Source organism: Chitinophagaceae bacterium, assembly GCA_007695095.1.
In the GTDB taxonomy this organism is placed as follows: Bacteria; Bacteroidota; Bacteroidia; order Chitinophagales; family REEL01; genus REEL01.
This window is the reverse complement of sequence record REEL01000136.1, coordinates 1-14,706: the sequence shown is the minus strand read 5'-3', so window position 1 is coordinate 14,706 and position 14,706 is coordinate 1. Positions and strand designations below refer to the sequence as shown.

General features: G+C 34.7%; 10 protein-coding genes. 6 read left to right on the top strand and 4 right to left on the bottom strand.

Annotation, left to right across the window (positions count from 1 at the left end; all coding sequences use genetic code 11):
* Positions 1-8: 8 nt before the first annotated feature.
* Complete coding sequence (locus tag EA412_11010; GenBank protein ID TVR77491.1) at positions 9-1,376, top strand: short-chain fatty acid transporter; 1,368 nt, start codon at positions 9-11, stop codon at positions 1,374-1,376.
* Between the two features lie 189 nt (positions 1,377-1,565).
* Here EA412_11010 and EA412_11005 read toward each other — a convergent pair whose 3' ends face one another.
* From EA412_11005 to EA412_10995, 3 genes are all read right to left on the bottom strand, one after another.
* The gene (locus EA412_11005; GenBank protein ID TVR77490.1) at positions 1,566-2,918 is read right to left on the bottom strand and encodes a 2-oxo acid dehydrogenase subunit E2; all 1,353 of its coding nucleotides are present in this window, start codon (positions 2,916-2,918) and stop codon (positions 1,566-1,568) included.
* 46 nt (positions 2,919-2,964) lie between these two features.
* A complete protein-coding gene (locus tag EA412_11000) occupies positions 2,965-4,212 on the bottom strand; it encodes a competence/damage-inducible protein A (GenBank protein ID TVR77489.1) in 1,248 nt (415 codons plus the stop codon).
* A gap of 74 nt (positions 4,213-4,286) precedes the next feature.
* The gene (locus EA412_10995) at positions 4,287-5,465 is read right to left on the bottom strand and encodes an acetyl-CoA C-acyltransferase (protein ID TVR77488.1); all 1,179 of its coding nucleotides are present in this window, start codon (positions 5,463-5,465) and stop codon (positions 4,287-4,289) included.
* A gap of 185 nt (positions 5,466-5,650) precedes the next feature.
* On the opposite strand from EA412_10995, the gene EA412_10990 reads away from it, so the two are divergent.
* Entirely contained in the window at positions 5,651-7,747 is a 2,097-nt protein-coding gene (locus EA412_10990) for an HDIG domain-containing protein (protein ID TVR77487.1), read from the top strand.
* A gap of 12 nt (positions 7,748-7,759) precedes the next feature.
* On the opposite strand, the gene EA412_10985 is transcribed toward EA412_10990, so the two are convergent.
* A complete protein-coding gene (locus EA412_10985; protein ID TVR77486.1) occupies positions 7,760-8,560 on the bottom strand; it encodes a rhomboid family intramembrane serine protease in 801 nt (266 codons plus the stop codon).
* Positions 8,561-8,745: 185 nt separating this feature from the next.
* Here EA412_10985 and EA412_10980 point away from each other — a divergent pair, with 185 nt between their 5' ends.
* The 4 genes from EA412_10980 (at position 8,746) to EA412_10965 (ending at position 14,545) form a co-directional block, all read left to right on the top strand.
* Complete coding sequence (locus tag EA412_10980) at positions 8,746-9,117, top strand: BlaI/MecI/CopY family transcriptional regulator (protein TVR77485.1); 372 nt, start codon at positions 8,746-8,748, stop codon at positions 9,115-9,117.
* A gap of 35 nt (positions 9,118-9,152) precedes the next feature.
* The gene (locus EA412_10975; protein TVR77484.1) at positions 9,153-10,379 is read left to right on the top strand and encodes a TonB family protein; all 1,227 of its coding nucleotides are present in this window, start codon (positions 9,153-9,155) and stop codon (positions 10,377-10,379) included.
* Between the two features lie 236 nt (positions 10,380-10,615).
* On the top strand, positions 10,616-14,086 hold the full coding sequence (locus tag EA412_10970) for a PAS domain-containing protein (GenBank protein ID TVR77483.1): 3,471 nt from the start codon (positions 10,616-10,618) through the stop codon (positions 14,084-14,086).
* A 12-nt stretch (positions 14,087-14,098) separates the two neighbouring features.
* Complete coding sequence (locus EA412_10965) at positions 14,099-14,545, top strand: response regulator (protein TVR77482.1); 447 nt, start codon at positions 14,099-14,101, stop codon at positions 14,543-14,545.
* Positions 14,546-14,706 lie beyond the last annotated feature (161 nt).

Here is a 14,706-nt window from a genome sequence, read left to right as displayed (position 1 = left end):
AAATATTTATGGGATTTAAAGATACCTTCATAACTTTATTCAGGCGTTTTTTACCAATGCCTTTTAGCATAGCCGTTGTTTTAAGTTTTTTAACTTTCTTTCTGGCATTGCTAATAACTACTCCCGATAACGGAAATACATCTTATGCGGTAAGTGTGTTGCAATATATACCTGAGGTAGCCACATATTGGGAAACCGGATTTTGGGAACTGTTGGCATTTACCATGCAAATGATGCTTGTATTAGTTTTAGGACATGTACTTGCATTAACACCTGCCGTAGATAAAGCGATTGCCTTTTTTCTAAAATACTGTAAAACCACATCTTTAGCAGCTGCTTTAGTAGCATTTCTTACTATTATAGTTACTTTGTTTAATTGGGGTTTAGGGCTGATTTTTGGAGCTGTTTTTGCAAAAAAAGTCGGTGAACATGCCAGACAAAATAACATACCGCTTTACTATCCGGTAGTTGGTGCTGCAGCTTATTCCGGTTTTATGGTTTGGCATGGCGGACTTTCCGGTTCGGCACCTTTAATTGTTTCTGATGCTAATCACTTTTTGGTAGATCAAATGGGTGTAATGTCAATGTCTGAAACGATTTTCTCGGGCATGAATCTTTTCTCTTCAGCTCTATTGCTATTGTGCATTCCTGCATTTTACTTTCTGTTGGGTAAACGCTCAATTCCTAAAGAATTTAAAGTACCGGAATCAAAAACTGCTTCTGACACTAAAATACATGCAGCTTATGCTGAAAAAATTGATTTTTCCTATGTATTTGGTCGTTTCTTTGGCTTGCTGTTTATCCTATTTGCTTTTTATAAAGCTTTTATATTGCCGGAGCAATTGAGTCTTGACTTTTTAAACTTTAATTTTATCAATTTTACCCTGTTTGGTTTATGCATATTTTTTCATGGTAACTTTTTCAATTTTGTAAAAGCAGCTGAAAATTCAATTAAAAGTAGTGCCGGAGTTATGATTCAATTTCCTTTATATGCCGGGATTATGGGAATTATGAAATATTCCGGTCTCATGATTATTTTCTCGGAATTTTTTGTGAGCATTTCTAATGAATATACGTTTCCAATTTTTACGCTTTTTAGTGCAGGAATTGTAAATGTCTTTGTACCCAGTGGGGGAGGCCAGTGGGCTGTGCAAGGGCCAATTATTATTGAAGCTGCCGGGAGTCTGGGGATTCCTCTGCCAAAAGCCATAATGGCTCTGGTGTATGGAGATCAGTTAACCAATATGATTCAGCCAATCTGGGCACTGCCATTATTGGGGATTACCGGTTTAAAAGTTCAGGAAATATTACCCTATACTTTGATGACAATGCTTATTGGAACCGTAATTTTTATCCTTTCTTTATTGATTTTTTAGAATAGCTGATGTTGGTTGGAGTTATCAGAAAAATGCTTGTATTAGTGACTCACCTAAATATCATTTTGAAATTCAGAACACTTTATATCAATTGTATTAGGTATCGGGTACAGCATAAATAATTCAGGTTGTCACCCAAGGTTAAATATACATCACCAATTCACGGACTAATAGTAGCAGAGAAAGATATTAATAAACTTCTCTTTTTGAGTCAAAAGCCTCCATATAATCTGCAATTTTTCTCAGGAAAGATCCTCCTAAAAACCCGTCTACAACTCTGTGGTCATAAGAAAGAGAGAGATACATCATTTGTCTGATAGCAATTGTATCTCCGGCTTCAGTTTCCATAACCACCGGTTTTTTGCGAATGGCACCTGTAGCAAGAATTGCAACTTGTGGTTGCATAATAATTGGGGTTCCCATCACATTTCCAAAAGTACCGACATTTGTAATAGTGAAAGTTCCACCTTCAATTTCGTCAGCTTTTAATTTATTTGTTCTGGCACGGTTAGCTAAATCATTCACTTTTTTAGTAAGTCCTACCAGATTCATTTGGTCTGCATTTTTAATTACAGGAACAATCAAATTTCCACTTGGGAGGGCTGTTGCCATTCCGATATGTAAATCTTTATGACGAATAATATTATCTCCGTCAACTGAAATGTTGACCAAAGGGAAATCTTTTAATGCTTTTATTACTGCTTCAATGAATAGGGGAGTAAAAGTGATTTTTTCACCTTCTTTTTCCTGAAATGAATTTTTTATCTTATTTCTCCAAAGAACCATGTTTGTTACATCAGCTTCAACAAATGAAGTTACATGCGGAGATATTCTTTTCGATAAACCCATATTTTTTGAAATGAGTTTACGCATTCTGTCCATTTCAATAACTTCTACATTTCCATTATAAATGCTGGCCGGCAAACGATGTTCTTCAACCTGAATAGATGTAGATTTTTGAGGAGTTGGAGCAGTTTCAGTTTTAGCTGTTTGCGTTTTAGTTTCAGCTTGCTGAGGTGAATCCTTGCGATTTTCCAGATAGTTCAGCATGTCAGCTTTCGTAACTCTGTTGTTCAGACCACTTCCCTCAATGGATTCCAATTCGTCCATAGAAACATTTTCTGTTTTAGCGATATTTAAAACAAGTGGTGAATAGAATCTGCTGGCTTTACTTTTATCTATTTCAACAGAGGTTTCTTTAGTTGGAGTTGCTTTTTCTGATGCAACAGGCTCTGTGGCTGTACTTTCAGACTTGCTTTTTGTTGGGCTGTCGGTAGTAACTGCTTGTGATCCGCTATCTGCTTCAGTTTGAATGATAGCAATCACTTTTCCTACTTCTACAGTTTCGCCTTCTTCAAATAATATTTTTGAAATAACTCCCTCAGTAGGTGCCGGTACTTCGGAGTCTACTTTGTCTGTAGCTATTTCAAGAACCGACTCCTCTTCTTCAATACGGTCACCTTCTTTTTTTAACCATTTCAAAATAGTCGCTTCCATTATACTCTCACCCATTTTGGGCATTATCAATTCCACTTGAGCCATATCACACCTTTTTAAAGTTTTGCCAAAATTAGCTGATTTTTAGAATTTATCCAATTTGAGTACTGACATATTTCCTCAACTCATTAAGACTTATCAGGGTTGTTCCTAAAATATTTAGTTTTCGGTTGCCCGGTAAACTCAGTTTTTTTGTTTGAATATTGTCAGTTTTTCCAAAGGCAATCCATACTGTGCCTACCGGTTTTTCCGGTGTGCCTCCTTTGGGTCCTGCGATTCCGGAAACAGCTAATCCTATATCGGCATTAAATTTTTTACATACTCCTTTTACCATTTCAATTACAGTTTCTTCACTTACAGCTCCATATTTTTCCAAAGTATCGCTTTTAACATCCAATAAGTTTTTTTTAACTTCATTGTTATACGCAATAATGCCACCTTCAAAATAAGCAGAAGAACCGGCAACCGAAACTAATGTCCCCGCAACTTGACCACCTGTGCATGATTCAGCAACAGCTAACTTCAGTTTTTTTTCTTTAAAAAGCTTTAAAACAGAGCCCTCAAGAGTATCTTCATTATAACCGTAAATATGCTTGTGCAATAACTTATCCAGATTTTTGGTCAGTTGCTGCAGTTCCTTATCCATTGAATCAAAATCATTTCCTCTGGCAGTTAGTCTGAGCTTTACTTTTGCAATTCCGGGTAAATAAGCCAATCTTATATGTGCGGGCAAGGTCTTTTCGAAATCAATAAGCTTTTCAGCTATAATAGATTCACCAACACCTGCTGTTAGTATATACCTGTGCAAAATTAATGGCAGCTTATATTTCTTTTTGATTTGCGGGAAAATGCTGTTTTGCATCATCTGTTTCATTTCATGGGGCACGCCCGGCATAGAAATAACAACTTTTCCGTTTAGCTCAAACCACATTCCCGGAGCTGTTCCGTACAAATTTCTGACTGCTTTGGCATTGTCAGGAATATTTGCCTGATCAATATTGCTTTGAAGCATGGAAGCTCTGCGGTTTTTAAAACGCTCTTCTATATCTTTTAAAACCTGTTCGTCTGTTTTCCAACCACTTTCAAAAAAGGAAGCCAGTGTTTTTTTTGTTAAATCATCATTGGTTGGTCCTAAGCCACCGGTAATGAATACTATTTCACACACTTTTAACAATTCTTGTAAAGTATGCTTAATCTCCGCTTCGTCATCACCAATTGAAACTACTTTTATTACATTTAAACCCAGTAGTGAGCATTGTTCACCGATCCAGGCTGAGTTTGTATCTACTGTCTGTCCATAAAGAATTTCATCACCAATGGTGATTACAGATACGTTCATATGTATAGTATGAAAAGCTGCTCAAACATACATTTATAAGTACGTACGTTAAAACAGCTTTTTATTAGTAATTATCAGATTTTTTCAATAACCATAGCCGAAGCACCGCCGCCGCCATTGCATATTCCGGCACATCCTAATTTTCCGTTTTTATGATTTAAGACAGAGATTAAAGTTATAATTATTCTGGCACCGGAAACACCTATGGGGTGTCCAATTGAAACAGCTCCACCAAAAACATTAACTTTTGAAGGGTCAAGTTTCATTTTTTGAATATTAGCCAAAGAAACTACCGAGAATGCCTCATTAATTTCAAAATAATCGATGTCACTTTGATTTAACTTTCCTTTCTCAATTGCTTTGGGCATTGCCTTTGCCGGTGTAGTTGTAAATTGTTCAGGGTCTTGAGAAGCATCAGCATAGCTGATTATTTTTGCCAAAGGCTTTGCTCCTGTTTTTTCGACCATTTCCTTACTCATCAAAACAACAGCTGCAGCGCCATCATTAATTTTTGAAGCATTTGCTGCCGTAACAGTTCCATCTTTTTTGAAAGCCGGTCTTAAAGAACCAATTTTATCAAAGTTTACTTTTTTGTACTCTTCATCTTCTTTTACGATGATGGGATCGCCTTTTCTTTGTGGAACTTCCACTTCTACCAATTCATCATTAAAGTAACCTGCGTCATAAGCTGCAGCCGTTCTTTTATAGGCTTCTACAGCATATTTATCCTGTTCTTCTCTGGAAATATTGCAGTCAACAGCGCATATCTCAGCTGCATTACCCATATGATATCCTTTATAAGGATCCATTAATCCGTCTCTTAGCAATCCATCAACCATATTGGCATTTCCTAATCGCAAACCCCAGCGGGCGTTTTCTGCATAATAAGGAATGTTCGACATGCTTTCCATGCCACCGGCTACAACTATGTCATTATCTCCCAACATCACACTTTGTGCTGCCAGCATGATAGCTTTCATCCCCGAGGCACAAACTTTATTGATTGTTGTACAGGGAGTGTTAACAGAAAGTCCTGCTTTTAAAGCAGCCTGCTTGGCAGGAGCCTGACCCACATTAGCGCTAATTACATTGCCCATGAAAACTTCCTGCACCGAATCGGGTTCAATGCCCGCTCTTTTAACAGCTTCCTTGATAACTATAGCGCCAAGGTCTACTGCCGTTAATTTGGAAAGCGATCCTCCAAAACTTCCAATTGGTGTCCGCCCTGCGGATACTATAAATACATCTCTCATTACGTTTATTAATTTTAAACTTTTAGAATAAAAATGAATTATCCATAAAATACTACCTTTACTTTAAAGTTTTAATGGGATAATTGTTCAAACAAAGTTAATAGACTTATTTTTATCCACCAATGAAATGGTATACTTTTGCTTGAAACAGACATCTTTTAAAGATGTTGAAATGAAAAAATAACATGAAAAAAATATTCAACATTTTTCTTTTCAGGTACCGGCGTATTTTTAGATATTCTTTACTATTGCTTACAGCGGTGATAATTATTTATCTTTTACCTAGGGAGCGTAGCTTTCAATATGATTATGACATAGGTAAGCCATGGCAATATGATGATATGATAGCTCCTTTTAGTTTTTCAGTAAAAAAATCAGACGCTGAAATTGAAAAGGAGAAAAAAGAGCTTATTGCAAATTTCATCCCTTATTTTGATCTTAAACCGGAAGTTGCAGAAACGGTAGTTCAAGATTATCGTCAGGCGTTCAGTCAGGCATTTTCGTCCTGGAATGAAGACAATGTTGCCAGTCGTGCAGACTCAGTATTGCACTTTAATGCAGGCATTCAGGTGTTGAACAGAATTTATGAAAATGGTTTTGTCAGCGGTTTGGGGGAAATTCAAAGTGATGTCAATGAAATTTATTTACTCGAATCAAATGTTGCAAGGAAAGTTAAAATAGATAAGCTTTTTGACTTTAATGATGCTTTTGAACTTTTACAACAGCGAGTGGCAGGTCGAAATGACCTTAAATTTAATGACAGGCTTTCTGATTTATTAGAAAGTAAACTGAAGTATAATGTCGTATATAATGATAGCCTGAACGAAAGAGCACGGGATGAACTAACTTCTTCCATTTCTATGACCAGGGGGCTGATACAGGAAGGTCAGATTATTATTAATCGGGGCACGCTGATTACTGAAGAAAAATATCAGGAACTGAAATCTTTGGAAGAAATGTACAGAGATGTGATTATTGGTCCTGAAAAAATTTGGTGGATAATAGTAGGACAGGCACTGGTAATTATAATCCTATTTATAATTCTTGGGTTTTACCTTAGAAACTTTAATAGTACCTTGTTTTGGGAGTTTCCAAAGTTTTTATTCATTTTAATAACTATTTTGGCAATGTATCTGATGGTGCGCGGTATTGCAATTACCGAATTGCCAATTTTGTATGCCATTCCGTTTTGTATAGTGCCTATCGTTTATCGTACTCTGTTTGGCATGGGGGCTGCATTTTTTGTATATATCTTTATACTTGCACTGACGAGCTTTATAATTCCATATGGCTTTGAGTTTATTTTGTTGCAGATGATAGCAGGTACAGTTGCTATTTTTGCAAATCACAGATATCGGTTATGGTCACAAATTTTTACGGCAAATATTTTCATATTAACATCTTATGTTTTGGTATATGTTGGTATTTCTCTTTTTCATGAAGAAAGTATAAATGACGTTAATTTCTTAAATGTAGGCTGGCTGTTTTTAAGTGTATTATTGACTTTAGTTGCTTATCCATTGGTAAATGTGGTCGAGAGGATTTTTGGCTTTGTTTCTGATATTTCCCTGATTGAGTTAAGCGATGTTAACAAGCCTTTAATAAAAGAATTGTCCATAAAAGCTCCCGGCACTTTTCAGCATACATTGCAAGTAGCTAATTTGTCAGAAGCTGCAGCTCTGGAAGTTAATGCAAACCATTTATTGGTAAAGGTAGGCTCCCTGTATCACGATATCGGAAAAATGGAGCAACCTATGTATTTTATTGAAAATCAACAGGGGATTGAAAATCCGCATGGGAAAACTACACCCTTAAAAAGTGCTGAAATAATTGTAAACCATGTTATTGAGGGAGTCAAAAAAGCTGAAAAAGCCGGATTACCACCACAAATAATTGATTTTATAAAAACACATCACGGGACAACCCGGGTAGAGTATTTTTACAGAAAATATCTGAAAGAAAACCCGGGAGCAGAATCAGATATTGATAAATTTACTTATCCCGGGCCGGAGCCCTATTCTAAAGAAACAGCAATAGTAATGATGGCTGACACTGTGGAGGCTGCAACCAGAAGTTTACCAAACCCTACACCGGAAGATATCGATAATCTAGTAGACAAGCTGATTCAGCATAAAATATCCAATAATCAATTTGATTCCTGTGATATTACTTTTAGAGATATAAGCCGTATTCGGGAGATTTTTAAGAAGATGTTAAAAAGCATTCATCACTCCAGAATTCAGTATCCTAAAGACCCGGAAGAAAAAAAAGAAGAAGAATAGAATAAATTAAAATTACTTTTCTTCTTGCTCTGATTCATCTTTGGGCTTTTTTGCTTTGAAGTCATAGAAAATTATGGGAGTATTCTTTTCCTGTATAGTGTGATTAAATGAATCTCCTTTGCCCTCTTGCCAGTATTTAAAGCCATTTAAGCTTTTTAATCTTTGGGCTTCTTCTTCAGCTTCTTCTATTTCCCATGATGGCGGGATGCGAGGTGGCAAATCAACCTTTCTAAATACAAAAGCCATCATAACTCCCGAGACTCCGCCAAAAAAATGACTTTCCCAGGAAACCCCCGGCACTAATGGGAAAATACCCCAAACCAATCCTCCATAAAAGAATATGACTAACAGAGCCAATGCCAATGCTTTATTGTCTTTTCTGAAAACCCCGCTAAAAAAGAGGAAAAAAGCAAGTCCATAGATGATACCACTGGCACCAACATGGTAAACTTCACGTCCAAAAAGCCAGACAGCTAATCCGGTAATTATGTAAACACCTATTAATACTTTGACGGCAACTCTGGGATAAAAATAAAATACAGCAGTCATTAACAGGAACGCTGAAAAGGAATTGGAAATAATGTGAGCAAAGTCCGCATGAATGAAAGGAGAAGTGAAAATACCCGGTATCCCTTTGATACTTTGCGGCAAAATACCCAAATAGTTAATATCTGTTTCAAAGTACCATTCCAATATCCTGACAAACCAAATTGAGAAGATAAAAAACAATGGAATGGTGATGCTGGTAATTAATTTCTTTCTAAAGTCTTCTTTCACAACTTCTATAATATAATTTAATGTGTTTTGGTTCAAATATAGACTGAGATTTTGGGTAAAACACTACAGTCAACTCTTTTCTTTACTTTAAATTTTGATGATTTTATGAAGTCAGCTTATGTTTTACTCCCGATTTTCAATCTCTTTGTTTAAAAAACTAAGAAATTAGTTGTAAAACTAAAAATTTAGTTTTAAATTTGATTAAAATAATAATCTAAGCCATGCAAAAACAATTTAAACGACTGACAAAAGCAGAGGAGGAGATCATGCAAGTTCTCTGGGAAAAGGAAAAAGCTTTTGTAAAAGAAATAATATCATTTTTGCCGGAACCGAAACCGGCCTACAATACTGTTTCGACCATTGTAAGAATATTAGAGACAAAAGGTTTTGTATCTCATGAACAGTTTGGAAAATCGCATCGCTATTATCCACTCATTTCAAAAGATGAATATGCCAAGTTTTCAACAAAAAAGCTAATGCAGGATTATTTTGAGAATTCAGCTGAAAAAATGCTTTCATTTTTCGTGAAAGAGGAAAATTTGGATATAAAAGAACTGGATGAAATATTGAAAAAACTTAAACAAAAGAAATAACTAAATACTGCTTTTATCACTTAAATCAATTTACCATGGAATTATTTAAATTTTTACTGACAGCCGGCTTTGTTATCATCGTTATTTATACATTTTACGTTTTGTTTATGAAACACCAGAATCGGCCAAGATTAAACAGGATTTATCTTTTAACGGGTATATTAGCTGCATTTTGTGTACCATTCATGCAGTTTTCATTTTTTCAAGCGAGCACAAGTGCTATTATTGTTCTGCCCGAAATTGCAGCAGGAGTTAACAGCGGCTTGTCATATTCATTTGCAACAGATAATAATACCGGCAATGCAATCACTTTAATGCAAATTTTAAGTGCTATTTACATCTTAGGTTTGATGATTTATGTTTTTATAACACTTTATCCTTTAGCGGGTGTATTGCAAATAATCAATCGTTCACCGAAAGCTAAAAAAGATGGATACACTTTAGTTTTTGCCAAATCAAAAGCAAAGTTTCCTTTTACTTTTTTCAATTTTATTATACTTCCTTCAAAAATTGAAGAGGAGTGCAATCCTTTAATCATAATGCATGAAAAGGCGCATGTAGAGTTAAAGCATCATTATGATTTGATACTGATGTTTATTTTTGGAGCAGTTTTTTGGTTTTTACCTTTTGCCAAATGGTATCAGAACCAATTGAAAGCTCTGCATGAATATGAGGCTGACAGCTTGGTTTTGGAGCAAGCTGACAAGCTGCATTATGCAAACTGTTTACTTGAGCAGGCATTTGATGTAAAAGCTTTTTCTTTTTTTAGTCATTTTTCAAAACCAAATATACTCAGCCGTCGACTTCATTTTCTTTCCGAAGAAAAGAAAAAAGGTTTTTCCTTAGCTCATTTGCTTTTTTGGCCGCTAATGTTTGCTTTGATGTTTTCTCAATCCTGTGTAAATAAAACAGAAGACAAACCCTATATTGTTGAAGGGGAAATTTACACTATAGTAGAAGAAATGCCTGAATATGAAGGTGGACAAGAGGCACTAATGGCTTATCTGCAAAAAGTAAATTACCCCGATGAAGTTAAAGATGCTGAAATAGAAGGAAGCGTTTTTGTACAATTTGTAGTAGACAAGCAAGGCCGTATCGGGAATGTTGAAATTGTTCGAAGTAGTATGAATGAGCTATTGGATGATGCAGCCTATTCTCACATAAGCAATATGCCGGAATGGACTAAAGCGGGCAGACATAACGGTGAGTACGTAAACGTAAAATATACCGTTCCATTCCAATTTAAACTGGCAGATGATTAATTCATTAATTATTTTGAAAACATATAATTTGCTTTAGCTGTAAGCCTATCATCGAATGCTTGTTGTGCTAAAAGAAATTATATCAGGAAAATTATTTTGAATAAAAAAACTTTGTAATAAACATAAACATAAATATAAATATAATTTATAGTAAAAAGATGCTTCTATTATTGTATCTTTAGAAGGGTACTTATTAATTTTAAGATTTAGATTAATAGCAAATTCCCGGATAAAATATGATAAAAAAAACTAGTAAAGCCAAAAATGAAACAGGAAATAGTGAAAATGTTGATATCTCATTTCCAATTGTTGCCATTGGTGCCTCTGCCGGTGGCTTGGCTGCGTTTATTGAGCTATTAGAGAGCTTGCCTCCAAAAACAGGTATGGCATTTATATATGTACAACACTTGAGCCCTGACCACAAAAGCATGTTATCTTCTATACTGGCAAAGTCTACTTCCATGAAAGTAGAGGAGGTAGAAGATAAAGTTTTGATTGAACAGAATCATTTGTACGTAATACCTCCGGACAAAGAAATAGAAGTAGTTAATGGGCATATTATACTTACACAACGACCTGATACTCCTAAATATAATTTACCCATCAATATTTTATTCACTTCACTGGCAAAAACACATAAAGGCAGCTTAATTGGTATTATATTAAGTGGTAGTGCAAATGATGGTACTGAGGGTGTAAAAGCTATTAAAAATGCCGGAGGGCTGACTTTTGCTCAGGATGAAACAGCAAAATTTGATAGTATGCCCAAATCTGCTATTGCTGCCGGAGTAATTGATTTCATTTTACCTCCAAAAGAAATAGCAAATGAATTAGCACGCCTCTCGGATCATCCGTTTGTGATTAGTTCAGGACTAAAATCCGTTAAAGAAGATTTGATAGAAGACACCAGTCCGAGTTTAATGAAAATTTTAGAGCATTTACAAAAAACAACCGGGGTTGACTTTAAATCATATCGATTGCAAACTATTAAAAGACGCATTTTGCGAAGAATGTTGCTTTATAAATTGAAGTCAATTGAAGAATATGCTAAGATTGTATGTACAAAAAAAGAAGAATCTGCCATTTTATACCAGGATTTTCTCATTAATGTCACCAGTTTTTTCAGAGATTCTGATACATACAAATATTTAAAGTCTACAATTCTTCCGAAAATTTTAAAAAGTAAATCGAAAAGTGAGCCTTTAAGGATTTGGATTCCGGCTTGTTCAACGGGTGAAGAAGTTTACTCAATTGCTATGATATTGCTTGAAATACAGCAAAAAAATGCTACAGTCATACCTGTTCAAATTTTCGCTACTGATTTGAGTGATAAGGCTATTATAAAAGCACGTATCGGATTATATGCTGTAAATGAACTGGAATCTGTTTCTCCAAGTCGTATACAACGATTTTTTACTAAAAGTGAAGGAAAATATCGCATTAGTAAGTATGTAAGAGAAATGTGCATTTTTGCCCAGCATAATATTTTAGCGGATCCTCCTTTTTCCAAATTGGATTTAATCAGCTGCCGGAATCTTTTTATATATCTTGATGTAAGAACTCAAAAAAGAGTGCTTTCAACTTTCCATTATTCACTAAATGAAGACGGTTTTTTAATGCTGGGAAAGTCAGAGGCTATAAGTTCTGCTGCCCAACTATTTACTATAACTGAGAAAAAATTAAAAATATATTCTCGCACAAGAGTGTCCGGAACAAAATTAATGCCGTCTTTTGCTCCAAGAACATCGAATGGAAATAGCCCAAGACCCGCCAATTTTATAAATACAATTTATCCCGGAAAACAAAAACTAAAGACTCAAAAAAATGTACAAAACCTTGATCATGTAATTGATGATATACTACTTTCAGATTTTATGCCGGCAGGAGTGGTTATTAATCACCAAATGGAGATTCTTCAGTTTCGTGGAGCTACTGATTTCTTTCTCAAAAATGCTCCCGGGCGTGCAACCTTAAATGTATTGAAAATGGTTCGTCCTGAAATTGCATTTCCCCTGAGAAACAGCATTTCCAGAGTAATAAAATCAAAGAAACGTGAGCAGAAAAGTGATTTGGAATTAGTCGTAGATACTTTTACATATTCTGTTAGTTTTGAAGTCGTTCCTTTAAATGAAAAATGGGGAGAACCTTTAATGCTCGTACTTTTTAATAAAAGTAAACTGGATGAAAAGGAAATTGAACAAACAAAAGCAAAAAGAAATACCGCTCAATCTAAAGACCGAAGAATTAAAAAATTAGAGGAGGAGTTAGCCGCTACACATGCAGATGCACTTGAATATTCTGATGAGCTTGAAACCATTATTGAAGAGTTACAGAGTGCCAATGAGGAAGTGGTTTCCAGTAATGAAGAAATGCAAACAGTAAATGAAGAGTTAGAAACATCAAAAGAAGAAATTGAATCTTCAAATGAAGAGCTGATTACCACCAATCAGGAATTACAAACCCGAAATGATTTGTTAAATGAATCTTATGATTATGCGGAGGCTGTTGTTTCAACTTTACATGAGCCTTTGATTGTGTTAGATAAATATTTGTGCATAAAAAAGGCAAATAAAACTTTTTATAAAACCTTTAATATTTCAGAGAAAGATGCTGAAGGGGAGTCTTTATACGATTTATCAAAAAAACAATTAAATATACCTCAACTAAAGGAATTGCTTGAAGACATACTGCCGAAGAATACTTCTATACAGGATTTTGAAATTAAGCACACTTTCCCGGGTATGGGAGAAAAAATATTTTTACTGAACGCTAACAAGATTATTCAAAAAATTCATGGAGAAGAACTCATACTACTTTCTTTTAATGATATTACAGAAATCACCCTGATTAGACAAAAAGAAAAAGAAAAATTGGAAGCTGATTATAAAACATCACAATTAGATAATAAAAAGCTTGAAAGAGCAGTGTATGAAAGAACAAAAAAATTGAAGCAGGCAAATGAATCTTTGGAAAAACACTCTACTAAACTAGAAAATACAAATAGAGAGCTTGAAGCTTTTACCTATATTTCAAGTCATGATTTACAAGAACCTTTACGAAAAATTCAAATTTTTATCGGGAGAATACGCGAAAAAGAATATAAAAATCTCTCGGAGGATGGTAAAAGTTATTTTCAGTTCATTGATCTTTCTGCAGTTAGAATGCAGCGACTTATTAAAGATTTACTGGCCTTTTCCTTGATATCTACATCAGAAAAAAACTTTATTAGCACGGATGTTAAACCTATAGTTGTAGATGTTCTATCAGAGTTAAATGATCGAATAAAAGAATCAAAAGCTGTAATAGTAGTAGATAGTGAGTGTAAAATTAAAATCATACCATTCCAGTTTCGCCAAATCTTTTATAACCTGATTAGTAATTCCTTAAAGTTTGCGCGTAAAGGAATTCCACCGGTGATAAGTGTGAAATGTAAAAGCATGAAAACCGGTAAATCAAATGATTTAAATCTTGTACCACAGAAAAAATATTGTCATATTGCTGTTACAGATAACGGTATTGGTATTGATAAAGAATATACGAATAAAATTTTTACAGCTTTTAAAAAATTACACAGCAAAGATGTTTATCCCGGCTCCGGAATTGGTTTGGCAATAGTAAAAAAAATAATAGAAAATCATAACGGTATAGTTACTGTCAAAAGTGAATTAAATGTAGGAACTACCTTTGATATTTACATTCCTAATTAAGATTAACCAACTATGACAAAAAAAATACTTAACATATTATTGGCTGATGATGACTCAGCAGATCGCTTACTTTTTAAAGAAGCATTCAATGAATTAAAAATTGAAACTAAAGTAGAAACTGTTTTTGACGGTGTAGAGCTTATGAATTATTTACTCAACGATGCCAATACATTGCCTGATTTGCTTTTTCTCGATTTGAATATGCCCCGCAAAAATGGTCTGGAGTGTTTGAAAGAAATCAGAAATAATGAAAAAATTAAGGATATTTCAATTGCCATATATTCGACTTCCTCGTCTGAGAAGGATATAGAAGAAACATTTTTGAATGGAGCAAATGTATATGTCAATAAACCAAATGATTATTTCGAGCTCCTAAAAGTTTTAGAAAAAGCTGTTAAAGTAGCTTACTTGTTTCAGGATAAGAGTTTCAAAAAAGAGAATTTTTTGTTGAGGGTGTAGGGTGTTTTAAGACCCAAGGAGACCAAGAGCCAAGAACTCAAAAATTTAAGGACGAAAATATTGTAAGGTTTTTCCTTTTATAAGCTGGCGAATAAAAATGCTGCCATTGAATTTTTGGAATTTGGCCTTCTTGGGTTTTGGTCTCTTGAGGCTTTTATCCT

Coding starts and splice junctions, on each gene's coding strand:
- EA412_11010 (TVR77491.1), top strand. CDS start 9: ATGGGATTTAAAGATACCTTCATAACTTTATTCAGGCGTTTTTTACCA.
- EA412_11005 (TVR77490.1), bottom strand. CDS start 2,918: ATGGCTCAAGTGGAATTGATAATGCCCAAAATGGGTGAGAGTATAATG.
- EA412_11000 (TVR77489.1), bottom strand. CDS start 4,212: ATGAACGTATCTGTAATCACCATTGGTGATGAAATTCTTTATGGACAG.
- EA412_10995 (TVR77488.1), bottom strand. CDS start 5,465: ATGAGAGATGTATTTATAGTATCCGCAGGGCGGACACCAATTGGAAGT.
- EA412_10990 (TVR77487.1), top strand. CDS start 5,651: ATGAAAAAAATATTCAACATTTTTCTTTTCAGGTACCGGCGTATTTTT.
- EA412_10980 (TVR77485.1), top strand. CDS start 8,746: ATGCAAAAACAATTTAAACGACTGACAAAAGCAGAGGAGGAGATCATG.
- EA412_10975 (TVR77484.1), top strand. CDS start 9,153: ATGGAATTATTTAAATTTTTACTGACAGCCGGCTTTGTTATCATCGTT.
- EA412_10970 (TVR77483.1), top strand. CDS start 10,616: ATGATAAAAAAAACTAGTAAAGCCAAAAATGAAACAGGAAATAGTGAA.
- EA412_10965 (TVR77482.1), top strand. CDS start 14,099: ATGACAAAAAAAATACTTAACATATTATTGGCTGATGATGACTCAGCA.